The organism is Salmonella sp. SA14318 (assembly GCF_029866905.1).
Classification (GTDB): Bacteria; Pseudomonadota; Gammaproteobacteria; order Enterobacterales; family Enterobacteriaceae; genus Salmonella; species Salmonella enterica.
The window spans coordinates 2,645,447-2,669,188 of the sequence record NZ_CP123282.1 but is presented as its reverse complement, the minus strand read 5'-3'; the positions used below and the strand labels follow the sequence as shown (position 1 = coordinate 2,669,188).

Annotated in this window: 26 protein-coding genes, 1 tRNA gene and 2 pseudogenes; 13 read left to right on the top strand and 16 right to left on the bottom strand. The window is 46.9% G+C overall.

All coding sequences use genetic code 11. The features are described from left to right. Positions 1–3: 3 nt before the first annotated feature. The 5 genes from hflD to rluE all read right to left on the bottom strand — a co-directional run bounded on the left by hflD (position 4) and on the right by rluE (position 3,356). The gene (gene hflD / locus QEN32_RS12885) at positions 4–645 is read right to left on the bottom strand and encodes a high frequency lysogenization protein HflD (RefSeq protein ID WP_001519653.1); all 642 of its coding nucleotides are present in this window, start codon (positions 643–645) and stop codon (positions 4–6) included. An 86-nt stretch (positions 646–731) separates the two neighbouring features. Further along, entirely contained in the window at positions 732–1,838 is a 1,107-nt protein-coding gene (mnmA, locus tag QEN32_RS12880; RefSeq protein WP_000004540.1) for a tRNA 2-thiouridine(34) synthase MnmA, read from the bottom strand. A gap of 53 nt (positions 1,839–1,891) precedes the next feature. Continuing rightward, complete coding sequence (locus QEN32_RS12875) at positions 1,892–2,353, bottom strand: NUDIX hydrolase (protein WP_000476071.1); 462 nt, start codon at positions 2,351–2,353, stop codon at positions 1,892–1,894. Between the two features lie 11 nt (positions 2,354–2,364). Further along, complete coding sequence (locus QEN32_RS12870) at positions 2,365–2,694, bottom strand: lysozyme inhibitor LprI family protein (protein ID WP_000825953.1); 330 nt, start codon at positions 2,692–2,694, stop codon at positions 2,365–2,367. Next, on the bottom strand, positions 2,691–3,356 hold the full coding sequence (rluE, locus tag QEN32_RS12865; protein ID WP_001249408.1) for a 23S rRNA pseudouridine(2457) synthase RluE: 666 nt from the start codon (positions 3,354–3,356) through the stop codon (positions 2,691–2,693). Before rluE ends, QEN32_RS12870 begins: the two co-directional genes overlap by 4 nt. Before the next feature lie 171 nt (positions 3,357–3,527). Here rluE and icd point away from each other — a divergent pair, with 171 nt between their 5' ends. Continuing rightward, entirely contained in the window at positions 3,528–4,778 is a 1,251-nt protein-coding gene (gene icd / locus QEN32_RS12860; protein WP_000444508.1) for an NADP-dependent isocitrate dehydrogenase, read from the top strand. A 457-nt stretch (positions 4,779–5,235) separates the two neighbouring features. Continuing rightward, on the top strand, positions 5,236–6,360 hold the full coding sequence (gene sopF, locus QEN32_RS12855; RefSeq protein WP_000917278.1) for a type III secretion system effector SopF: 1,125 nt from the start codon (positions 5,236–5,238) through the stop codon (positions 6,358–6,360). 285 nt (positions 6,361–6,645) lie between these two features. Here sopF and QEN32_RS12850 read toward each other — a convergent pair. The 8 genes and pseudogenes from QEN32_RS12850 to pagD form a co-directional block, all read right to left on the bottom strand. Then, positions 6,646–6,828: pseudogene (locus QEN32_RS12850) on the bottom strand (hypothetical protein); the annotation flags it as partial. 391 nt (positions 6,829–7,219) lie between these two features. Next, a pseudogene (locus QEN32_RS12845) lies at positions 7,220–7,294 on the bottom strand (tail fiber assembly protein); the annotation flags it as partial. A gap of 181 nt (positions 7,295–7,475) precedes the next feature. Continuing rightward, positions 7,476–7,688 carry a hypothetical protein gene (locus QEN32_RS12840; protein WP_000787630.1) on the bottom strand — a complete coding sequence of 71 codons (213 nt, stop codon included), beginning with the start codon at positions 7,686–7,688 and terminating at the stop codon, positions 7,476–7,478. 321 nt (positions 7,689–8,009) lie between these two features. After that, positions 8,010–8,798: a hypothetical protein gene (locus QEN32_RS12835; RefSeq protein WP_001033390.1), complete on the bottom strand. Its 789-nt coding sequence runs from the start codon at positions 8,796–8,798 to the stop codon at positions 8,010–8,012. A gap of 489 nt (positions 8,799–9,287) precedes the next feature. After that, positions 9,288–9,527: a virulence protein MsgA gene (gene msgA, locus QEN32_RS12830; protein WP_000497451.1), complete on the bottom strand. Its 240-nt coding sequence runs from the start codon at positions 9,525–9,527 to the stop codon at positions 9,288–9,290. Between the two features lie 180 nt (positions 9,528–9,707). Then, positions 9,708–10,229 carry an RICIN domain-containing protein gene (locus tag QEN32_RS12825; protein WP_001520581.1) on the bottom strand — a complete coding sequence of 174 codons (522 nt, stop codon included), beginning with the start codon at positions 10,227–10,229 and terminating at the stop codon, positions 9,708–9,710. A 419-nt stretch (positions 10,230–10,648) separates the two neighbouring features. Further along, entirely contained in the window at positions 10,649–10,861 is a 213-nt protein-coding gene (gene cspF, locus QEN32_RS12820) for a cold shock-like protein CspF (RefSeq protein WP_001537306.1), read from the bottom strand. 131 nt (positions 10,862–10,992) lie between these two features. Beyond that, entirely contained in the window at positions 10,993–11,256 is a 264-nt protein-coding gene (pagD, locus tag QEN32_RS12815; protein ID WP_265322157.1) for a virulence protein PagD, read from the bottom strand. Between the two features lie 804 nt (positions 11,257–12,060). Here pagD and pagC point away from each other — a divergent pair. Beyond that, entirely contained in the window at positions 12,061–12,618 is a 558-nt protein-coding gene (gene pagC / locus QEN32_RS12810) for a virulence membrane protein PagC (RefSeq protein ID WP_000789472.1), read from the top strand. 405 nt (positions 12,619–13,023) lie between these two features. Beyond that, positions 13,024–13,100 (top strand) — tRNA-Arg (locus QEN32_RS12805). Positions 13,101–13,854: 754 nt separating this feature from the next. Here QEN32_RS12805 and QEN32_RS12800 read toward each other — a convergent pair. Beyond that, positions 13,855–14,199 (bottom strand): c-type lysozyme inhibitor, encoded by a 345-nt coding sequence (locus QEN32_RS12800; protein WP_000977728.1) that lies wholly within the window; start codon positions 14,197–14,199, stop codon positions 13,855–13,857. A gap of 377 nt (positions 14,200–14,576) precedes the next feature. Between QEN32_RS12800 and QEN32_RS12795 the strand changes: the two genes are divergently transcribed. From QEN32_RS12795 to QEN32_RS12780, 4 genes are all read left to right on the top strand, one after another. Beyond that, positions 14,577–14,702 (top strand): hypothetical protein, encoded by a 126-nt coding sequence (locus QEN32_RS12795; protein WP_000758944.1) that lies wholly within the window; start codon positions 14,577–14,579, stop codon positions 14,700–14,702. A 199-nt stretch (positions 14,703–14,901) separates the two neighbouring features. Beyond that, positions 14,902–15,129, top strand: a complete 228-nt coding sequence (locus tag QEN32_RS12790) for a hypothetical protein (protein ID WP_077950906.1) — start codon at positions 14,902–14,904, stop codon at positions 15,127–15,129. A gap of 197 nt (positions 15,130–15,326) precedes the next feature. Then, positions 15,327–15,794: an Hsp20 family protein gene (locus tag QEN32_RS12785; protein WP_017440978.1), complete on the top strand. Its 468-nt coding sequence runs from the start codon at positions 15,327–15,329 to the stop codon at positions 15,792–15,794. Positions 15,795–16,132: 338 nt separating this feature from the next. Then, positions 16,133–17,176: an exo-alpha-sialidase gene (locus QEN32_RS12780; RefSeq protein ID WP_197391719.1), complete on the top strand. Its 1,044-nt coding sequence runs from the start codon at positions 16,133–16,135 to the stop codon at positions 17,174–17,176. Between the two features lie 81 nt (positions 17,177–17,257). Here QEN32_RS12780 and QEN32_RS12775 read toward each other — a convergent pair whose 3' ends face one another. Next, a complete protein-coding gene (locus QEN32_RS12775) occupies positions 17,258–17,788 on the bottom strand; it encodes a cytochrome b (RefSeq protein ID WP_000929974.1) in 531 nt (176 codons plus the stop codon). A gap of 148 nt (positions 17,789–17,936) precedes the next feature. Continuing rightward, entirely contained in the window at positions 17,937–18,251 is a 315-nt protein-coding gene (locus tag QEN32_RS12770; RefSeq protein WP_000182479.1) for a TRL-like family protein, read from the bottom strand. 681 nt (positions 18,252–18,932) lie between these two features. On the opposite strand from QEN32_RS12770, the gene QEN32_RS12765 reads away from it, so the two are divergent. The 5 genes from QEN32_RS12765 to QEN32_RS12745 are packed head-to-tail and all read left to right on the top strand — an operon-like array spanning position 18,933 to position 23,718. After that, complete coding sequence (locus tag QEN32_RS12765) at positions 18,933–20,567, top strand: ABC transporter substrate-binding protein (RefSeq protein WP_265322177.1); 1,635 nt, start codon at positions 18,933–18,935, stop codon at positions 20,565–20,567. Continuing rightward, positions 20,567–21,541 (top strand): ABC transporter permease, encoded by a 975-nt coding sequence (locus QEN32_RS12760; RefSeq protein WP_265322176.1) that lies wholly within the window; start codon positions 20,567–20,569, stop codon positions 21,539–21,541. Before QEN32_RS12765 ends, QEN32_RS12760 begins: the two co-directional genes overlap by 1 nt. Continuing rightward, complete coding sequence (locus tag QEN32_RS12755) at positions 21,531–22,343, top strand: ABC transporter permease (protein ID WP_265322156.1); 813 nt, start codon at positions 21,531–21,533, stop codon at positions 22,341–22,343. The genes QEN32_RS12760 and QEN32_RS12755 overlap by 11 nt, the downstream gene beginning before the upstream one ends. Then, positions 22,337–23,134, top strand: a complete 798-nt coding sequence (locus tag QEN32_RS12750) for an ATP-binding cassette domain-containing protein (protein WP_000950205.1) — start codon at positions 22,337–22,339, stop codon at positions 23,132–23,134. Before QEN32_RS12755 ends, QEN32_RS12750 begins: the two co-directional genes overlap by 7 nt. Beyond that, the gene (locus QEN32_RS12745; RefSeq protein ID WP_000947454.1) at positions 23,128–23,718 is read left to right on the top strand and encodes an ATP-binding cassette domain-containing protein; all 591 of its coding nucleotides are present in this window, start codon (positions 23,128–23,130) and stop codon (positions 23,716–23,718) included. The genes QEN32_RS12750 and QEN32_RS12745 overlap by 7 nt, the downstream gene beginning before the upstream one ends. Positions 23,719–23,742 lie beyond the last annotated feature (24 nt).

Here is a 23,742-nt window from a genome sequence, read left to right as displayed (position 1 = left end):
AGATCATAACTCCGGGGTTAAATGAGCAAGAATTTGTTTTGCCTGAGTCGTCAGGCGATGACGAGAAAACATAAGCTGTAGGCGACCACCGCCTACCTGATGCCAGAGCACGGCTGCACGGATGCCTGCCAGTAGCGAGGCGCGGACTTTGGCCTGCACCTGCGGACTTTGCAGAACGGCCGGGGAGCCCGTCACCTGAATGCGCGGGCCCAATGGGCTAATCACATCTACGTAGATGCCCGCCATGGCGCTCATTAACGTGTCTGACTGTAAATCAAAATGATCAAGCTGGCGCTGCAGGCCGTTAATGCGATCGCCTAACGTATTCAATGCGCCTTTGGCGGATGACAGCTTGCGCTCCAGCACCATCAGGCTAAGCGTATAACGCGTCAGTTCGGCGTTAAGTCCTTGTCGGCTGCTGGCATTCAGCACGCCGAGCAGTGTTTCCAGACCAAGACGCAGGTTGGCTTCGCTGCCGCCGAACACGCCCAGAGTAGAACTGGGATTCATATCAATGACACTGTTGAGTGAAACGTGCAACGCGTCGGCATCACAGTGTCCCTGGTGCGCCAGTTGTTGCACCAGGCGTGCCGACTGGCAAATGCCAGACAGCGCGAGGGTGATGTCATAATAATTCTTTGCCACAATCACTGCTTCCTTGTATCAAATAAAATACACTTCATCTTTTAAGCCGCTTCGAGGCGACTTGGATGGTGTTGTGTATTGAATAATCAGACCGTCAGCGGCAGTCGCTGCTCTATAATGCCGCCGCCCAGGCAGACTTCGCCGCTGTAAAAGACAGCGGACTGGCCCGGCGTAACGGCGGCAACCGGCTCGTCAAAAATGACCTCGATACGATCGTCATCCAGCGCGTTAATCGTGCACGGAATATCGGTCTGGCGGTAGCGGGTTTTTACCGTACAGCGCAGGGTGCCGGTGAACGGTTCGCGATCGACCCAATGTAGCTGCTGGGCGATGAGGCCTACCGACATCAGGCGTGGGTGCTCATGCCCCTGGGCGACAATTAACACATTGTTTTCAACGTCTTTATCCACCACATACCAGGGGTCTTCGCTACCGTCTTTGGTGCCGCCGATTCCCAGCCCTTTACGCTGACCGAGCGTATGATACATCAGACCCTGATGCTCGCCGATTTCATCGCCGTCAACGGTAATGATTTTCCCCGGCTGCGCAGGCAGATAGCGCCCTAAGAAGTCGCGGAATTTGCGCTCGCCGATAAAGCAGATGCCGGTAGAATCTTTTTTCTTTGCGGTTACCAGCCCCAAATCTTCGGCGATTTTACGCACCTGCGGTTTTTCCAGCTCGCCAACCGGGAACAGACTTTGCGCAATCTGCTCATGGCCAAGCGTGTAGAGGAAGTAGCTCTGATCTTTGTTACCGTCGAGCCCGCGCAACAACCGGCTTTTGCCGTTTACATCCGCGCGGCGGACGTAGTGACCGGTGGCGATATAGTCGGCGCCTAAATCTTCTGCGGCAAATTCAAGGAAGGCTTTAAATTTGATCTCTTTATTGCACAGAATATCCGGATTCGGCGTACGGCCCGCTTTGTACTCTTCAAGGAACAGTTCAAAGACGTTATCCCAATATTCTGCGGCAAAATTAACGGTATGCAGTTCAATGCCAAGCTTGTCGCACACGGCCTGCGCGTCAGCCAGATCGGCTGCCGCGGTACAGTATTCCTCACCATCGTCCTCTTCCCAGTTCTTCATGAACAGGCCTTCTACCTGATAACCCTGTTGTTGCAACAGCCAGGCGGAAACGGAGGAATCGACACCGCCGGACATGCCGACGATCACTTTTTTTGGGCTTTCTGACATTGGAATACTCGCGACATTGAACTTCAAGGCGGCGTATTCTACCACGCAGCCCTTTACTTGACACCCTCTGTAAACGGCCAGTTAAATTCGCCCACTATAGATAAGGGGTAACATTGTCCCGTTTGATAACTGCGAATGCTTTCAGCCACCAGCGGAGAACGTAAATTAGGCGCGTTCAGAATCTCGTCGGCGCTCACCCAATGGCAGCAATCGATGTCATTGTCATGGGGGTTGGTCGCGCAAATATGATCAAGCTTGATAGCGAATAAAAAGCGTAGGAACGGGGTTTTATCCGGCGCAATCCACTGATGCATACGGATAAAATACTGTGGTTGCGCCGTGATGCCAGTCTCTTCCCACAGTTCTCGCGCGGCGGCCTGCGCCAGCGTTTCATCTGCCTCCAGGTGTCCGGCAGGTTGATTCCATAACGATTTACCGTTGATGGTCTCTTCCACCACCAGAAATTTATCTTCGGCATGTACGATGCAGGCAACGGTCACGTGCGGCTTGAACATAGGCATCCTTATTAAAGCGGTTTATCAATGTGGTCATAGATCGCGTCAAGCTGTTTCAGACGCTCGTTATAAGCTTTTGTCAGGCAGGTGACGTCGGCCTTGCACTGCTGACGCTGTTTAAGCCAGCTCTGCTGGGCGTCCTGCAGCGCGCCGCGACTGCCCATCGCGAACAACCCTTTCAGAAACTGATATTTGGTGTGCATTTCCACGTCTTTATCATTCAGCGTCAGGTGCGCGCAGATAGCCTTTTCATCCGCAGCCTGCGCTTTCTGGCAGTCGAAGCTGGCCGCCTTAACGGATAACGGTGTTAATAAAGCAAAAGCAATGAGAAGCCGTTTCATCTGTCTTTCTCCTGTGCGATCTCGCGCCACTGTCCATTATCGAGGCCGTTGAGCGTGTAGTCGCCCATGCTGTAACGAATTAATCGTAGAGTGGGATGACCGACATGCGCTGTCATGCGTCTTACCTGGCGGTTGCGGCCTTCATATAAGGTGACTTTTAGCCAACTGGTGGGAATATTCTTCCGTTCGCGAATCGGCGGGGTGCGCGGCCACAGCCAGTCAGGCTCCGCGACAATCTCAATACCGGCGGGCAGGGTAGGGCCATCGTTGAGCGTGACGCCAGTACGAAGCGCCTGCAGCGCTGCATTATCCGGTATACCTTCTACCTGAACATAGTAAATCTTGCCGGTGCGTTTGCCCGGTTGCGTGAGGCGCGCCTGCAGCGCGCCGTCATTAGTCAGCACCAAAAGCCCTTCGCTGTCGCGGTCCAGGCGGCCTGCGGCATAAACGCCTTGCACAGGAATAAAATCTTTTAACGTGCGGCGACCTGCTTCATCCGTGAACTGCGGCAACACATCGTAAGGTTTATTGAACAAAACCACGCGTTTTAGCTGGTTTTCTTTCCGTGATTTAGATGCTTGTCGTGAGCTGAATCGCTTAACGTAGTGATTTCTAAAAGAAGTTTTTTGCATGGTGTTTTCAGAACTTATTAATTGCCGCATTATAGCGCAATAATGAGTGTCTTTCATGGCGGCAAACAATAGGGTAGTATTGACATGCTCATTACAAAACATTAACAAAAAATTGCTCTAACGCAGTCGTGCAGCAGGACGCCATTGCACATGCAGCGCGATGACAGACGAGCAAACCAGAAGCGCTCGAAGGAGAGGTGAATGGAAAGCAAAGTAGTTGTTCCGGTGGAAGGTAAGAAGATCACCCTGCAAAACGGCAAACTCAACGTTCCTGAGAATCCGATTATCCCGTTTATTGAAGGCGATGGTATCGGTGTTGATGTCACTCCAGCCATGCTTAAAGTGGTCGATGCCGCCGTCGAGAAAGCCTATAAAGGCGAGCGTAAAATTTCCTGGATGGAAATTTACACCGGAGAAAAATCCACACAGGTTTACGGCCAGGATGTCTGGCTTCCCGCTGAAACCCTTGATTTAATTCGTGACTACCGAGTAGCGATTAAAGGTCCGTTGACCACGCCGGTTGGCGGCGGTATTCGCTCTCTGAACGTTGCCCTGCGTCAGGAGCTTGACCTGTACGTTTGTCTGCGTCCCGTTCGTTACTATCAGGGCACGCCAAGTCCGGTGAAACATCCGGAGCTGACCGATATGGTCATCTTCCGTGAAAACTCTGAAGACATCTACGCCGGAATTGAATGGAAAGCTGACTCTGCAGACGCTGAGAAAGTGATCAAGTTCCTGCGCGAAGAGATGGGCGTGAAGAAAATTCGCTTCCCGGAGCACTGCGGTATCGGTATCAAACCGTGTTCTGAAGAAGGCACTAAACGTCTGGTTCGCGCGGCGATTGAATACGCTATTACCAACGATCGCGATTCCGTTACGCTGGTACATAAAGGCAATATCATGAAGTTCACCGAAGGCGCGTTTAAAGACTGGGGCTACCAGTTGGCGCGCGACGAGTTCGGCGGTGAGCTTATTGACGGCGGTCCGTGGCTGAAAATTAAGAACCCGAACACGGGTAAAGAGATCGTGGTTAAAGACGTTATCGCCGATGCGTTCCTGCAACAGATCCTGTTGCGTCCGGCGGAATACGACGTTATCGCCTGTATGAACCTGAACGGTGACTATATTTCCGATGCCCTGGCGGCTCAGGTTGGCGGTATCGGTATTGCACCGGGTGCGAATATCGGCGACGAATGCGCGTTGTTTGAAGCGACTCACGGGACTGCGCCGAAATATGCGGGCCAGGATAAAGTCAACCCAGGCTCCATTATTCTGTCTGCGGAGATGATGCTGCGCCACATGCAGTGGTTCGAAGCGGCGGATCTGATTGTTAAAGGTATGGAAGGCGCGATTGCCGCGAAGACCGTGACCTATGACTTTGAACGCCTGATGGAAGGCGCTAAGCTGCTGAAATGTAGTGAGTTTGGCGACGCGATTATCGCAAATATGTAATAACGATAATTGTTAAAAACAAAAACGGGGACTTAACGTCCCCGTTTTTATTATTAGCATTCGAACGGTTATCAAAATTTTATCAAAAAAATTTATCAAAACTTCCTCAATTCTGACCGCAATAGTAATCCATCCTTTACCCCGATCGTCATGATAACCTGAGCCCCGTTGAAAGCTGATAGTTACCGATTTTGATTGTGTGTGGTTTTCTTTATGATGTGTGGTTTGGCTATTTTTTGAAAGTGCCTTATTAGATTTGTTGTTATTATCAGGATAATATTTCAATAAAAGGTGATAATTTATTGCCTGCAATAGTGGGTAGATTAAGCATTTTATGAAATCATTAGTGTCTTTATTTGCACTTCTACAAGGCGGCTAAAAAGTGTTGAAATATCAGCCTGATAAAGAATACGTCAGCGAAAGTGAATACTATTAGTCGTAAAAATTCAGGAGACATATGCTCAAACCTATCTGCTATAGTGGAAGTGTAAAGGTTCCGGAATATCTGGAAACAGATAAGGAAAAAAATGTCGGACGTACTCCTCTGTCTTCAGATATTCAGCAAGTTAAAAATGTTGTTGAAGATGTTCCGCCATTTCCAGAAAGCGGAGCGGTGAGCGGTTCTGTAAGCGCAGCGTACAGGCTTTCTTTTGACGAAGTGTTTTGCGGTCTCAGCAATGAAGAGCGTAAAAAGGTGTATGGCCGCCTTTTTGGAAAACAAGTACTTGCGCATATTCATTCCAGGTGTCAGCGCGACGCTGACATAATAAGAGAAAAAGCGCTCAGGCGGATAAGCCGTGAGTGTGGTGCCGAAATAGATTGCGCTCTCTTGCTAAATAAGATGGTGGATATTTTACAAAATGCCCGGCTGACAATAAATTTTAATGCAGCAAAAATTGACTTTGTCTCTCTCTTAAAAAATAAAGAATATCTGAACTCTTATGCATTAGGTTGCAGACCGGGAGATTTACCTGCTTATAATGTCGGGCGTGATTCAGTTGAAACTAAAGCATTTGAACTGGAGAAGCTTGCAGATTCACCTTATGCCCCATATGGTCAGACAGGCGGTTTTTCCGTAGCATATACTCCCAACAGTAAAACTTTTAGCCCTACAAGCAGACCAATTTATGCTGCACTGGACTTTCTGAACGGTGAAAATGGAGGTGCCAGCGCCTATGGGAAATCATTTTTTGAATTAAATGATAATGTAAAAACAAATTGTACATTCTCACCTTTTGATATCTACGGTCACAGATTTGGCCTGGATACGAGTAAATTATCTACATTTTGCCATATGGAGAACCTGATTGCATCCTGTCAAAATGATTTTTTTGGTTATAATTGCTTTAAGAGTTTGGTTAAAATGGCTAAGGGCGAAAAATTTTTAGCTCATTCTAATTATGGTACAGGCTATGAAGGGAATTATATAGAAGCTCATATTCATGGTGATGTATGCTTATTTAGAGATATAAAACACGTTTATTTGTCTTTGCAAGAAAATTCTTACTCGAAAAGTCAACTATATGATTATGCAAAACAAATAAACCAGGCGCTTAATAGAGACTGCATAATATTATATTGACAAGCTTATTATCAGTCTCTTTAAAAGAGCTTTAAATGATCATGAGCACATACTTCTTGAGGTAGGCAGTAACTGCTTTTATATTTATTATCTCAGGACCGTTCTGTCAGATACCTGTGTGGCACTTCAGTATGGCCTGAAAAATAGAGGAATATGGACCAGCAGAAGCGCCTGCTGGCTACTTTTCACTTAAATCGCTGGAATTCACCGGCGCTACAGATGAAGCGACCTTAACAGTCATCAGGTGTCCTGCATTACCACAGGAGTGATTTACTGGCTATCGATATTCCTGCTCATCAGGTTTTTACGCCATCTACGTACATTTATTCTGCTATAAATTAAAATACTGCAAAAAATATTAAGGCTTATTATTTTTTCTTTAAGTAAATTTTCGTTCAACAAACTTAATTGTTTATTCAATGATGATGAAGCATGAGTTATGCTGAAAATGAGGGAAGTTAACAGCAAGGATAATCTTAATATTTACGGGTGATATTATGAGACATCGTGTATTTTTCCCATTGCTTCTGGTGTTGTCGGCTACAGCCTTTTCGGCATCGGCGATGGCTGCCAGTGATTCAAAACCCCCACCAGATAATACAAAACACGCCTTCGGTGGCTGGCCAAACCCCGAATCATTGGTTCACCCAGGCTGGTGTGACCATTGGCCAGAAGGTGAGCTAAAGCCACCGGGGTGGTGTGATGTTTGTGGTTGTTAGTTTTTTACAGAAAACTATATCAACCATATCAGGACTGAGGGTATATCTGACTATTATGTTTCATCAGCTCATCCTGAACTGAATATTACCTCAGGCTGGTGTGTTTTATTAACGCCAGCCTGATTTTTCACAATGTTATATTACTGGCTTACAGGCCTATCAGGCCAGTCAGGTTTTGATGTGTCCACACGGTTTACCAACACCCTGTATTTTTCCATTTGTCGCTTATCATCTGTTGCCATCAATGACAGTATTGCGCTCTTTCCCGTACATTGCTCTCCCGACCAGCTCACGGTCCAGTACATGACAGTCCTCTACCACTTCGCTACGCCTAATTTTTTGTTTTTGAGTTGCTCTGTTTTATTACGCTGAACTTGTACCTCAAAAAAATAATTTTCAATACTTATTTGAATATTTTTTTATGATTTTTTCACGAAATGAGTAAAAAACAAAATGAAGAATGAGATACATAATTAATGCAATAAAAAATGATATCACACCAATTGATGGTCCTGTTTTGTATACGAATAGCATGCATAAAAATATAGCAAATAGATCAAGGGAAATATTCGCGATGAAATCAGTAATTATTTTGAAAAAATTCTTCATATTACCTCTTTAAAATATCTATCTTATTCGTCATTTTTAGGTCGGGCAGTGCTCGAAATTCTCACGTACAACGTGTACGCTCCGGTTTCTGCGCGCTGCCCGGCTTCACACTGGCTCCAACAAGTACGCCCGCTGGACCAGGTTCCTGGCGTCACATAACGTCACCTGGTTATCCAAAAAAGACTCAATAAATAAATATTTTGAGTACGAAAAATTACAGTGTCAGAGAATGAAATGGCGATTCGCTGTCTTCAGGCAGTGCCTTAGTACCTGGCACGCGCTCTTTCGTGCTATAATTTTTATCAATGTTTGTATCGCCTGCTATTTTTTAAATGTCTGTTGTATTTCGTTCATCTTTTCAGCTGCTTTTTTACGCTGACTTTCAATGTCTTTTCTCGATTGTTCAACAAGTTGCTGTGCTTTTTCGGCTTCTTTTTTTGGGTCGAAAGGTTCTTTGGTCTCATATCCGGCAATAGAACCATCCTTATTTAAGGTCATTACCGCACGTGCTGTATTTTTAGCAGTGATGGTAATGTCATAGACGAATTCGCCATTATGAGCTATCTCTGCTCGTACAACGATATCGCTATCTTCCGTAACGGAAATGATGCCACTGGCGTTAGCGCGTTTAATTGTTTCCTGAATACGCTCTGGTATAATGCTGAAATTGATCGAGTCGAATTTGAATAAAGCCTCTTTTAGTGCTTCTTGTTTTTGCTCCTCTGTTATAGTGCCAAAGATGGTTAAGTTGACAGGCGAAGGTCCCCCCCAGTAGCCGTTGTTAAATTTAAACATCTCTACTTTAGCAGGGGTGTTAACGCTCTGTCGAATGAATGAATACCCGCCCTTGAAGAAACGGACTTCAATAATCGCAAGATTGGCTCCACCTTTTGCGTTGATATTGGCAATAGCTTTTTGCATTTCGGCTTTGTCGTAAAAGAACATTGATTGCTGGTGCTCTTTTTGCTGGATTTCTTGCATGTATTTCTCTTGATTTTTTTCAGCTTCCGCCATGGCATCTTTATCGTTATCACAGGCGCTAATTAGAGTTGCCGCGATGAAGGTAATCGGAAGTAAGAGATTTTTATATGTAACATGTATTTTATTCATGTGAAGTATTTCCCTTTTTTATATAAAATAGATAGTCTTGACTGGTCGAGACTATCCTGGAAACATAGTAATAATGCGTGTGCATATCTGCAGTAAGTTTTAGTTATGCTGGTTTTATTTCGGATTTTTACCTGTTACTTTTTGTTCGTAAATAGGTATTTTACGTATTGATGATAAGTTTAGAACCTATCCCAGTAGGCGTAATCGTTAAAGCCAGTTTGGCGAATAAAAGAGTCTAATGGGATAGGCTCTTAATAAACAAAAAAACCAAACGTACTTTCAGAGTTCAGGCTGGAATGCGCATAGCTGATTGTTGATAAGGGCTACTCATACCGACAGGCCAGTGAAGCGATGAATGTCGGTTCCACATACCGGTCTGAGATATCAACAACAACATGTTCTGAGTGGTGGCGTTTGCGTTATATCGTCACAGACAGCGCCTCAGGGCGCTGTTTTCGATCGGACATGTCGCTTTCGCAGGAGGGGACGTTATTCGGCGACCAGCCACATATCAGCCTCTTCAAACATCTCTTCCAGCATACGGTGCAGTCGTTCTTTCTCGGTTTTTGTACAGTCACTGTTTAATGCGTTCGCCTGCATTGGCTTAACTTTCACTTGCGCATCGGGAAAAAGTTGATGTACGCGTTTTGTGAGTTCATTGAGGATGATTTCGCGTGCGCCTGGCAAACCTTCAACATTTCGCTTGTCATAAACGAGTTCGACGAACATCGCCATTTCCTTTTTACTGGTTGGATGACCAGTATTTAAGCTGGGTATATAACTGGTGTCAAGGTTTAGCCGCCGTTTTGTCATCCTGACGTTGCGGACGTGACCGCACGTGGAAGTAAAGGTCGCTAACCTGTTGTCGTGTCATGAGGTTAGCGGCTCTCTCTTCACAGCGGTGTCCTGCTACCTGATGGTAAATTCCAGGGCGCGACTAAAATCGCAATCGGCCAACACAACAGGGTCGCCTTTTCTGACAATAATGCTATTTGTGCCCAGGCATTTTCGGCTCTGTTTCCCCTTAATTTTGTTATCATCAGTGAGCCAGCGCTGGTTATCATTACCCGTGCATGAATAAAGAATGATTGGTGTGCCTTCTTTTGTACCTTGTCCTGCGGCATCCAGACATTTCTCACCCTGCGTGATTCTGTCTCGGTGAAATGAGAAAAGCTGAGATTGCACATGCTTACACTCCCGCAGCGTCAAACGATTCTGTTGATCTGGGCCTGCATCAAGGCACAGACCATCAGTTGTCCGAATTTGTTCCGCGTCATTTATGTAATAACCACCGGAATTAATCTGGTTTTGTGTAATGACCGGGAACGACAAATTAATACTATAAGGTGTGGGTAAGCCGTTCGTCGTACATCCACATAAAATAGAGGAGAGGCAGAGAACCAGTGTGGTTTTTCCTGAAAGCAAAGTCATTCAATTATTACCCTAAAAATAAATAGCGTTACAACTATATTGGCGATTTATACCCACTGAATATGACGTAGCATTGAGCGACAATAGAGATAATTCCGATAGAATCACATAAATACTTCGGTTAAATGCGCGCAGCCAGCCACTCCTGTGACGATGGGTATATAGCGTTAAATACTTTTGCAATATTAGATGCTATCACAGTGAAAAACGGCTGTACATTTCTTCACGTTAAACAAAGTGAGAAGGGGGGGGGACACCCGATATATGATAAAAGAGGTCACAGGAGTCATTAGCAAAATAAATCCTTTAGATTTTCGCCACTGAAAACATTCTGCAGCCTTTCAGGCAAAGCCTCATAGCACAGACTGCGGAGGTATACGGGCTAGCTAAATTTTTCTGAAAAAATGCCGAGTGACGAATTATGAAAGATAAACGTTGGCGGCGGTAGGTCCGCGGAGGCCATTAATACGACAAAACTCAACGCGTATACCGGGGATAAGCGCTTCTGTTTCGTGTTGGCGACATGCTGAAATGTGGACCTGAACATCTTTGCGTCCATCGGAGGGGGTGATGAGACCTTTACCGCTCTTACAATCAAAGGTTTTGACAATTCCTGTCATTTTACGAGACAAACAAATTCCTTAATGGGGATAACGAGGCGCACTATACACGTCAGGAAAAATAATGCCAGCTATATTTGATGACAATCAAGATTTCCGGATGGCTAAAAGTGGTCGTTCGGCACCATTGTAGATAAATAACATTATGTTCTGGAGAAGGTATTCCCTTTCCTGGCGTCGTTGGGTGGTGCGGACATTATGGGTTTTGTCGTCGGGCAGGATGGTGAACTAATCTGCCTGGCTTGCTTTTTATCGGTATTTGTAGGTGGTTGCGGGGTTTTACTACCAAAATCGTAGATAAAAATATCCCATGATGCCTGTTGTAAATCAGAACAATGGCCTGAACTGGCCAAAACATGGAATGAAAAAATAAGTAATGACCAAAGCATAAAAGCATGATGTTTCATAGCACCTCCTGTTATATGTAATGACTTGTGAAGTTCATCTAATGAATTATGGAACGTCATTGGCATTTTTTATTCAACGAAGAGTTAACCACTCTTAATAATAATGGGTTTTATAGCGAAATAGACTTTTTTATCGCGCGTTCAATATTTGCGTCCGTTATTATTTTTCTGGAATGTAAATTCTCTCTCAACACAGGTGATATTTATGTTGGAATTGTGGTGTTGATTCTATTCTTATAACAAGAAATGTTGTAACTGATAGACATATTAAAAGATTAAATCGGAGCGGGAATAAATCGTGCTAAGCATCATGGTGAATATGATTACGGTGCCTGCGATGGCATATACGGTATTGCGGCTGGAGCGTCACGTGAGGACTGTGAAGCACAATGCGATATGTTCTGGTTATATGGCGAGTTTGCTTAATGACATGTTTTAGCCGTTCGGCGTCAGGTTTCTTAATGTGGTTGTGATGTTTTTTCTTTAAATATCAAAGGGTTGTATGTCGAACTTGTTGTTCTATAGTGGCTAAACACTTTATGGTTTCTGTTAAATATATATGCGTGAGAAAAATTAGCATTCAAATCTATAAAAGTTAGATGACATTGTAGAACCGGTTACCTTAATGAGCGATAGAGCGCTTTGGTAGTAAAAATATCTTTCAGGAAGTAAACGCATCAGGAGCGATAGCGGTGAATTATTCGTGGTTTTGTCGATTCGGCATAGTGGCGATAACTGAATGCCGGATCGGTACTGCAGGTGTTTAAACACACCGTAAATAATAAGTAGTATTAAGGAGTTGTTATGAAAAATATTATTTTATCCACTTTAGTTATTACTACAAGCGTTTTGGTTGTAAATGTTGCACAGGCCGATACTAACGCCTTTTCCGTGGGGTATGCACAAAGTAAAGTTCAGGATTTCAAAAATATCCGAGGGGTAAATGTGAAATACCGTTATGAGGATGACTCTCCGGTAAGTTTTATTTCCTCGCTAAGTTACTTATATGGAGACAGCCAGGCTTCCGGGTCTATTGAGCCTGAAGGTATTCATTACCATGACAAGTTTGAGGTGAAGTACGGCTCTTTTATGGTTGGGCCAGCCTATCGATTGTCTGACAATTTTTCGTTATACGCGCTGGCAGGTGTCGGCACGGTAAAGGCGACATTTAAAGAACATTCCACTCAGGATGGCGATTCTTTTTCTAACAAAATTTCCTCAAGGAAAACGGGATTTGCCTGGGGCGCGGGTGTACAGATGAATCCGCTGGAGAATATTGTCGTCGATGTTGGGTATGAAGGAAGCAACATCTCCTCTACAAAAATAAACGGCTTCAACGTCGGGGTTGGATACCGTTTCTGAAAAGCATAAGCTATGCGGAAGGTTCGCCTTCCGCACCGCCAGTCAATAAAACAGGGCTTCTTTACCAGTGACACGTACCTGCCTGTCTTTTCTCTCTTCGTCATACTCTCTTCGTCATAGTGACGCTGTACATAACATCTCACCAGCATAAGCACAGATAAAGGATTGTGGTAAGCAATCAAGGTTGCTCAGGTAGGTGATAAGCAGGAAGGAAAATCTGGTGTAAATAACGCCAGATCTCACAAGATTCACTCTGAAAAATTTTCCTGGAATTAATCACAATGTCATCAAGATTTTGTGACCGCCTTCGCATATTGTACCCGCCGTTGAACGACTACTGAAAAGTAGCAAGGTATGTATTTTATCCAGGAGAGCACCTTTTTTGCGCCTGGCAGAAGTCCCCAGCCGCCACTAGCTCAGCTGGATAGAGCATCAACCTCCTAAGTTGATGGTGCGAGGTTCGAGGCCTCGGTGGCGGTCCAATGTGGTTATCGTATAATGTTATTACCTCAGTGTCAGGCTGATGATGTGGGTTCGACTCCCACTGACCACTTCAGTTTTGAATAAGTATTGTCTTGCAATCCTGTTACAGAATAATTTCATTTATTACGTGACAAGATAGTCATTTATAAAAAATGCACAAAAATGTTATTGTCTTTTATTACTTGTGAGTTGTAGATTTTTCTTATGCGGTGAATCCCCCTTTGCGGCGGGGCGTCCAGTCAAATAGTTAATGTTCCTCGCGAACCATATTGACTGTGGTATGGTTCACCGGGAGGCACCCGGCACCGCAATTTTTTATAAAATGAAATTCACACCCTATGGTTCAGAGCGGTGTCTTTTTACATCAGGTGGGCAAGCATAATGCAGGTTAACGTGAAAGATACGATCAATAGTAGAAACCAGTGATTTCGTTTATGGCCTGGGGATTTAACCGCGCCAGAGCGTATGCAAGACCCTGGCGCGGTTGGCCGGTGATCGTTCAATAGTGCGAATATGAATGGTTACCAGCCGCTGCGAATTCTACCTGGGTCACTTAATAAAGCAAAACATTTAAACGCTCAACAACGACAATTCAGACAGTTCGAACTTTTCTTTAAAAATAGGATTAACCATGTTCAAAGGTGGTTACTAATTAGCCATTATACTATGGTAGTGATTCACATATTCTTTAACGTTACGTTACAGGAAGGTTGAAGTGGAAATGCCTGATGAGCCTTCAGGCATTTCTTAAGATTAGTTAGCTAAGGAACAGTTACTGAGAACAGGTTTATCATCACCTTCCACCAGTTCAGCCGTTTTGCCTTTGGTATAAAGTTTATACGTATAATTTTTGTCTATGGCTTCGTAATTTGCTCCGGAGGCCATTTTCATTAACCGCATCGGGATCATCTCGTTTACCTGACTGATAATCGCATAGGCGTTTCCAGCCTCGGTGTTGACGTAAATCACCTCCATAACCTGGTTATCATTACAGGTGTATATAGATTTAGAAATCTCCTGCGAAGCTGCTATAGATGTGGAACTGGCGCTAAGTGTCGCGAGAAAGAGGGTAAATGGGATCAATTTACGTTTCATCATTAGTATCCTTTGTGCATAAAATTGTCGTTAATTCCCTGAAGAACGGGAGATAAGGCGGCATCAATACGATGAATGCTGTAGTATTCCTGTTTACTGACGAAAAGTGCGCCAGAAAAGCGTATTATAATTTATCCATCACTGGCATATGTGATGAGTAGACAAATCTTAAAATCATAAACTATAGGCTGCAAATCATTATGGTGCGATAGAAAATGATTGTCACCACTGCTCAATACTATGGCATAAAAACCGAAGAAAACGGTACTGTTCACTGTCTCGTTTCATACGGTATCTGTCAGTGAAACTATTTCTTCAAATGATGGTCTTTTTATTATCGATCAGATAATGGCATCAACAGGGGTTATTCAGGAGTATATGTGAAAAAGTGGCTTATAGGAGGGATATTGATCGCAAGTTTTCTGACCGGTTGTCTGATGTGGCACAACATTGATAAATGGTTTAATAAAGATATCGAATTTTTCTACGCCGGAGACGATGACTAAAATTCCTGTCAGTTGGCAACGGGTGTCATATCTTCAGGTACGGCGCCCGGAGTAGCCGGGCGCAAATTGTAGGTGTATAAAAGTCATTTCATTAAAATTTTAGCGACAACATGGACAGTCACTACCGCGTGCTAGCGGCCCTCTGAAGTCACAAGATGAATAAGCCAGTTTTTTGTTTCAGCGGTGACTGAAACATATTTTGTTCCTGGTGGGCTTACCGCCAGTTGCTGAAAAAGACAACGATGATGTAACTGTTGCAGAGATTGACGAATACGACGACCGTGAATTTTATTTTTGGCGACCATATTTCCTCCCAAAAGGCCGCCCGAAGGCGGCGCTGGGTTTGATAATGGAGAAGGGCGTTGGTCACTGCCATAACCAACCTGTATACACTAATGCAATTGATAATCATTATCAATTCTACTGATGAAGAAAAATTGTAAAGATGAAGGGACAGCGGAAATGGCAATAAACGGGATGAGACTTTTCGTTAACTACTTAAATTCGTGACTAAAAAAAGGCTTTTATAGACTTGAAAATGTTTTTTCCGTCCCTATGTAGTCAGTGGACAAGCAATGCTTGCCTTGATGTTGAACTTTTGAATAGTGATTCAGGAGGTTAATGATGGCACTCAGAACCTTGTCAGCACTTCCCGTGTTTGCTGATTCTCTTTTCTCTGACCGTTTCAACCGTATTGATAGACTTTTCAGTCAATTAACAGGAGATACGCCAGTCGCTGCGACGCCAGCTTACGATCTGCAAAAGCGCGATGCGAATAACTATCTGCTTACCGTGAGCGTTCCTGGCTGGAAAGAGGAAGAGCTTGAAATTGAAACGGTTGGCGGCAACCTGAATATTACGGGTAAACACACTGAAGAGACGGTAGAGGATCAGACGCACTGGATTTATCGTGGTATCCGTAAGACGGATTTCCAGTTGAGTTTTTCTTTGCCTGAACATGCTAAGGTGAATAATGCGAAACTGGAACAGGGCCTCTTGTTGGTCGAGATTTACCAGGAGATCCCTGAAAGCGAGAAACCGAAAAAAATTGCCATAGAAAGCAAACCAAAGGCGATTGAACACAAATCATAATCGCGTTAATGAAGGCCCGTTTAGACGGGCCTTCATTGCCTGTAGCGAAAAGTATCCCGTCATGCTTGTAGGCACAGATCGCTAAATATTATAGCCCTGACCTCTATATTATCCCGTGCCACTGACCTCGTCGCCATTGGACGGCGGTAAGTTGGAATTATCCGCGAGGTCAGTCCAATTTTTGTCCACTCTCGACATTCTGCCTGTTATGGGCGCGATATCTGAACATAAATTCGTATAGCGGTTCATCGTTTTCACCGCGTTGATGCTATTTCTGCTAACACTACTTTCATACGTAAAAAAGCTGATGCTTTTTACCTTATTTAATAGAGGCAGGTATGAAATTAGTGCTCGTCAATCGGCAGGTCATTTTACCGGAAAGCAGAACCGGGTCCTTCCAGTGCCATGCCTCTACGCTTGTTCGCTTGCCGTGCGGTACGCTCGTGGCCGCATGGTTCGCGGGGTTGCGCGAAGGAAGCGAAGATACAGCCATCTGGCTATCTCGCTATGAACATAATCTCTGGACAACACCGCAGCGAGTGGCGGCACGCGAGGGGGAAGCGCACTGGAATCCAGTGTTATTTTACCCGTCGGATAAATTGTGGTTATTTTATAAAGTAGGCAGCGACGTACACGTGTGGAAAACCTGGTTTATCACCTCCAGCGATCGAGGATTTACCTGGAGTACGCCAGCTCCGTTGGTCAACGATGATATTTTGCCGCGCGGTCCCGTAAAAAATAAACTCCTGCTGGCATCAAATGGCGCCTGGATTGCGCCAGGGTCGATTGAAAGTCCTGAACGGTGGAGGGCATTTGTGGATCGATCCTCTGACGAAGGAAAACACTGGAATATCTCTTTTGTTCCGCTGGAGCCTGATAACGCTATTTCCGGGACAAACGTAGCGTTGTGGGATGGTATAAAAAAGGGGGTGTTGTGGGAATGTTGTCTGGAAAACCTCCTGCGCTGGGATGGTGTTATTCAGCCTACGCTGTGGGAGTCTTCTCCGGGGCATATCCATATGTTGTTACGAAGCACACGCGGGGCAATTTTTCGCAGTGATTCAATCGACTATGGCGCTACCTGGTCTGTTGCCCGCGCGACATCTTTACCGAATAATAATAGTGGTATCGATCTGGTTAGTATGCAGGACGGTACGCTGATTCTTGCGTTAAATCCGGTCAACGGCAACTGGGGAAAGCGCTATCCGCTTTCACTGATTGCTTCCCAGGATAATGGCGAATCATGGCTACCGCTACTGGACCTGGAAAGTGACCGCGGTGAGTATTCTTATCCCGCTATTATTAGCGAGGGGAGCGTCGTACATATCACTTACACGTGGAACCGGAAAAATATCGTATATTGTCGATTACAAACGGTATAAGGCGCTATCAGTCGAAACCGATAGCGCTGGAATAATAATGCCTTGCCCGGCGTGCTCTCTCACGCCGGGATGGCCGAATAGTCATGATTTACCGGGTAACATCCTTGAAAATGTATCGTCTTTTTGTATGTAATGGTGAAACAACGCCGCTGCTGCATGCATGGCAATCAGGAAATAGCCGATATTGGCCAGCATTTCATGAATACGCTTTATATCCGATTTTAGGGTGCTATCTGGCGTCAAAAATACCGGTACAGTAAAACCAAAAAAGCTCCAGCTTTTCCCGCCTGACGCCATCATCGCGACGCCCAGCAGCGGCAAGGCGAGAAAAGTGAGATAAAGCGCGATATGCATTAATTTAGCGGCTACGTGCTGCCAGTGAGGAGGGGGAGGCGTAATGACCGGATCCGGGTATTTGTGTTTAAGATATAACCGTAAAAACATCAGCGCCCAGACCAGAACGCCCATGTCATAGTGCATGTCTTTCATAAACAGGTAAACGCTGGAGCCTTTTGGCGCCCACCCCCGTAACTCAATAGCCGCATATGCGATGCCTGTCAGGAGCAGTGTTAACCAGTGAAGCGTTATTTGCAGTCTTGAGAAATGTGCCATTATTATTATCCTTTATTAACAACTGCTTGTAGGGTATGCGTAAAATCTTAACAGAACCTTAAAGCGGGGGCTGAGTCGCAAGGAACAGACAGAGATAGCGGCACGTAAAATGGGATAAAAAGCCGGCGGCATCGCCGGCTTACTGTTGTTATTGTCCTCTTACGACAACACAGGTTTTACCATAAAACGGATATGAGCCTGTAGTTTCATAATCAACACTCGACACTAAAGAAATATCGCCCGCTTTTTTCGCTGAATCAATAGATGCGTCGCCGGTATTTACAATACCCAATACCGTTTGCGCACACGCTTTACCGGTTTTGGTTGCCGGGAGACTCGTGGCAGTAATTGGCCCTTTAACATCCGTATATAAGCCAATCCCTGTCGGTGATGGTCCTGTAGCACACCCCGTTAAAAGAGAACCAATAAAGATAATTGAAAAAATGTGTTTTTTATTTGTCATGGGATTAGTCCATTATAAATTAATAGAAAACTTACCGTCCGAAAATGTCCGGACAGTCATTTAAAAAGTGGTGTATATTAAATATGCGATATTACTCTTTGCACCCTCCTGTTGATGTCGTACCTGATGGACAAATATCCGTTGAAGCCGGATATATTCCCCATGCCGTGTTTTTATAATTTGCGCATCCTGTCAGCAATGAGAACAGTACGGCTAAAAAAATCATCACGAGCCCTGGCGGCGTTAACATTTTTCGGTTGGACTCCATAGCATGTCATTTCATCGGGTTGCCATATGACTGGCGTTCTGCTGGTAAGTTTCATTAACGCCCGGTTCGTTTAATATTGGTTTAGGTTTAAAGCCAGGAGGCGCTAATTACGATACCTTCTTACGTTTCAGCACTGACTAATAACGTTGAGAAAATGAACAGCGTCGGATGGGAAGACGTAATACAGAATAGAAAGGAAATAAGAGAATAAGATGGCGTTAATTAACCCGCTATTCCTGACATCATTTCTCTTGCGTTTTATCCCCATCAAAAGCGGCCTTTAGCCCACGTTGGCGCTCCCGGCGTTTGTGCGTATGATGTTTTTAAAAGATCGTCATACTTTCTGTTCTGCGTCAATTTTTTCATTACAAATGCTCGCCATAATGCCGTCCTCAGGAGGTCTCCCGACGTTTATGCTGCGCCGGGAGAAACAAAAACAACGCATAATCTGGGACAAATTGATGATTAAAGGCAAACTGGCGCTCGTGACGTGCGCGCTGACTCTGGTATTCACTTCGTCGCTTTTCGCCGCGTCGGACACGGCAGATGGTCGTACCCTGAAGCTGGCCATTGGCCCTGAGCCAACGGAAGGCTTTGATCCTATGCTGGGCTGGAGCCACGGCAGTTACTTATTGCTTCATGCGCCGTTGCTCAAGCAAAACGCCGATATGAGTTGGGGTAATTTACTGACGGAAAAAGTGGACACCAGCCCCGATGGTAAAACCTGGATACTGACCTTAAAACCCGATCTGAAATTCTCCGATGGCTCGCCATTAACTGCCGAAGATGTCGTTTTTACATATAACAAAGCGGCGAAGAGCGGCGGTAAAATTGACATGGGCAATTTTAGCCATGCGCGAGCGCTGGATGCGCGCCGAATTGAGATGACGCTGAGCCACCCGCAGAGTACCTTTGTGAATGTACTCGGGTCGTTAGGGATTGTTCCGGCCAGCCGTTATGATGAAAAAACGTTCGCCCGCGAACCGATAGGCGCCGGTCCGTACCGACTGGTCAGTTTCCAGCCTGGTCAGCAACTGATTGTTGAAGCCAACCCCTGGTATGCAGGTAAAAAGAATGACTTTAACCGGCTGGTTTTTGTCTTCCTGGATGAAGATAATGCCTATGCCGCCGCGCGCAGCGGACAGTTGGGGCTGGTGCGCATTGCCCCTTCTATGGCGGTGGCCCCGCAGCAGGATAATCTTAAACTCTGGGTACGCGATAGCGTTGAAAACCGGGGCATTGTCTTCCCGATGGTGCCTGCCGGTAAAAAGGATGCTAACGGTTATCCTGTTGGCAACGATGTGACTGCTGATGTCGCTATCAGACGCGCAATTAACTATGCCATTAATCGTAAACAACTGGCGGAACAGGTGATGGAAGGCCATGCGATACCCGCCTATAGCGCGGTGCAGGGATTGCCGTGGCAAAATCCTTCAGTGATATTCAGCGATGGCGATATTGCAAAAGCGCGCGCCATCCTGGAAGAGGCTGGCTGGAAGATAAACAGTGCGGGCGTGCGTGAAAAAGCAGGTAAAGAAGCGCGTCTGACCTTATGGTATGCCAGTGGCGACAGCACCCGGCGGGATCTGGCCGAAGCGGTGCGCGCCATGTTGCAGCCTTTAGGCATTGTCGTCTCGTTGCAGTCGGGAAGCTGGGAAACCGTAGAGCGCCATATGCACGCTAACCCTACGCTGTTTGGCTGGGGAAGTCTGGACCCGATGGAACTCTTCCATCACTACAGCGGGAAAGCCGCTGGTGTGGAATATTATAACCCGGGCTATTACAGCAACCCTGCGGTAGAAGCACATCTGAAACAGGCTATAGATGCGCCTGACTGGCAAAAGGCGATTCTTTTCTGGCAGCAGGTTGAGTGGGATGGGAAGCAGGGCGCGGGCGTTCAGGGCGATGCGGCATGGGCATGGCTGCTTAATATTCAGCATACCTATCTGGCCAACCCCTGTATTGATCTGGGAAAAGGCGCGCCAGAAATCCACGGTAGCTGGTCGGTGTTAAACAATCTTGATGACTGGACCTGGACCTGTCGGTGATGAAATTGTTCTTCAGTCATTTTTTGCGGCTGATTATTCTGTTGGTGCTGGTGGCTGCCGGCACCTTCATTTTGCTTAGCTTTTCGCCCGTTGATCCTATCCGTGCTTATATTGGCAACGATCTGCTCCATGTTCCGCCAGAACAATATGCGCGGATTGCGGCGCGCTGGGGGCTTGACCAGCCGCTGTGGGAGCGTTTCGGTCACTGGTTTTGGCGTCTGCTCCAGGGTGACATGGGGTATTCCATTCTGTTCAACATGCCTGTCGCCAGCGTGATCCGGGAACGTTTTGCGACGTCATTCGCGCTGCTGGCGGGCGCCTGGCTATTGTCTGGTGTGCTGGGCGTGACATTGGGTTTTCTGGCCGGACGTTTTCTCCACCGTTGGCCGGATAAGATGATTTGCCGTATCAGCTACTTATTATCATCGTTGCCCACTTTCTGGATAGCAATGCTGTTGCTGGCGCTATTTGCCGTCCGCTGGCCGGTATTACCTGTTTGTTGCGCCTGGGACCCCGGAAATAATGCAGGAACAGCTCTTTTATCGGAACGTTTACGCCATCTTGTGTTGCCGGTATGTGCGTTAAGTCTATTGGGCATGGGGCAAATTGCGCTGCATACGCGAGAAAAAATAGCCAGCGTAATGAAGAGCGAATTTATTCGTTTTGCGCGCGCTCAGGGGGATAAAGGATGGTCGCTGTTACGTCACCAGGTGTTACGTCATGCGATTACCCCAGCGCTCTGCTTACAATTTGCTTCTCTGGGCGAACTGATGGGGGGGGCGTTACTGGCAGAAAAAGTCTTTGCGTATCCGGGGCTGGGACAGGCCACTATCGATGCCGGCCTGCGTGGCGATGTCCCGCTACTCATGGGGATCGTTTTATTCTGTACGCTATTAGTGTTTGCCGGAAATACGATTTCAGCCTGGCTTGTGGTGGGGCTTAATCGATCGCTGGAGCGTCCCGATGCTCTATAATCCTGCCCCGACGTTGTTTCGTCTGATCCTCTCCGTTACCTGTCTGCTGTTTATTGCCGGATACGGTTATGCCACGTTGAACCAGCCGCCAGAGGTTAATCTGCTTGCCCGGCATCTGTCGCCTGATATCCAGCACTGGTTTGGCACCGATAATCTGGGGCGCGATGTATGGCTTCGTTGCTTTCAGGGGGCCTTCACCAGTTTACAAATTGGCGTTGGCGCCGCGCTGTGCAGCGGCGTTATCGCGCTAGTGATGGCGGCAGCGGCGCGCATTCATCCCCGGCTGGACCTCCTGATGCGGCTGATAACCGATGCTATGCTCGCCATGCCGCATTTACTTTTGCTGATCCTTATCTGTTTTACGCTCGGCGGCGGTAAAAGCGGCGTCATTGCGGCCGTGGCGTTAACGCACTGGCCCCGTCTGGCGCTGATTCTGCGCGCCGACGCGGAGCGGGTAGCGCAGAGTGACTACCTGACACTGACCTATCGTCTGGGGCATGGACACCTTTATTGCTGGCGATATCACTATTTTCCGGCGCTATTGCCGCAATGGTTGACGGGAACGTTATTGATGTTTCCTCATGCGGTATTGCACAGCGCGGCGTTAAGTTTTCTGGGGTTTGGGCTGGCGCCGCATGAGCCTTCGCTGGGGCTGTTGCTGGCGGATGCGTTACGGTTTATTAGCCATGGAAACTGGTGGCTGGTGCTGTTTCCCGGCCTAATGTTATTCACGCTGGTGATGCTCTTCGATCAGTTTGCGCGCGCCATTCAGCGGCTGTGGCTAAGGAGTGACGTATGCTGAGTTTACAACAGGTTACGCTGGAAAGTGCGCGTTATCGCTGGTATGGCGCGAGACGCTGGTCGCCGTTATTACAGAATGTCTCTTTTGATATCGCGCCCGGCGAAATGGTGGCATTGGTTGGCGGCAGCGGGGAGGGCAAAAGTCTGCTGCTGCAATGTCTGCTCGATCTGCTGCCGGAAAATTTACGCTTTCGGGGGGAGATTACGCTTGATGGCAACCGGCTGGACAGACATACCATCAGGCAGCTTAGGGGCAATACGTTTAGCTACGTGCCGCAGGGGGTACAGGCGCTTAATCCCATGCTGAATATCAGAAAACATTTGAACAGAGCATGTCATCTGACCGGACGCGCCTGGGATGAGACGCAAATGGTACAGCTATTACAGCAAAGCGATCTTGCACCGACAGTCCTGGAACGCTTTCCCCGCCAGCTCTCCGGTGGGATGGCTAAACGAATTCTGGCGTGCCACGCCTCGCTTAGCCAGGCACGTTATATTCTCGCGGATGAGATCACCGCCTGGCTTGATACGGCGCTGGCAAACCAGTTGCTTGAGCACTTGCGAGGTCTCTGCGAGCGGGGATGCGGCGTGCTGTGGGTGACTCATGACCTGCTGCTGGCGGCGCGGTATGCCGATCGCATTGTGGCGCTGCATCAGGGTTATATCACGGACAATATCCGCTGCGAGCAGTTACAGCCGGAAGAGATGAGTGAGCCGTTAAAACGGCAATGGCAGGCATTGCCTGAACTAAACCCGTTATTTATGCCGACCGGAGAGGGAATAGAATGCTAAGCTGCCGCGACCTCGTTATTCGTCAGGGCGGGAAAGTCTTATGGCAGAACCTGACGTTTACGATTTCTGCCGGTGAACGGGTAGGAATTCATGCGCCAAGCGGAACGGGGAAAACAACGTTGGGGCGCGTCCTGGCCGGATGGCAAAAGCCGACGGCGGGCGACGTTCTGCTGGACGGCAGCCCGTTACCCCTGCATCAGTATTGTCCGGTACAGCTTGTTCCCCAGCATCCTGAACTGACGTTTAATCCCTGGCGAAGCGCCGGAGACGCTGTGCGTGATGCCTGGCAGCCTGACCTGGAAACGATGAGGCGTTTGCATGTGCAGCCCGAGTGGCTGACGCGTCGGCCAATGCAGCTCTCAGGCGGGGAGTTGGCGCGTATTGCGATACTGCGCGCGCTTGACCCACGAACGCGTTTTCTGATTGCCGACGAAATGACGGCGCAACTCGATCCGTCTATTCAAAAAGCGATATGGGGATACGTGCTTGAGGTGTGCCGCAGCCGTTCATTAGGGATGTTGGTGATTAGTCATCAGTCTGCGCTACTTGATCAAGTCTGTACCCGCCATTTACAGGTGGAATAGCCGCAAGTCGTTTCTCCGCATTGC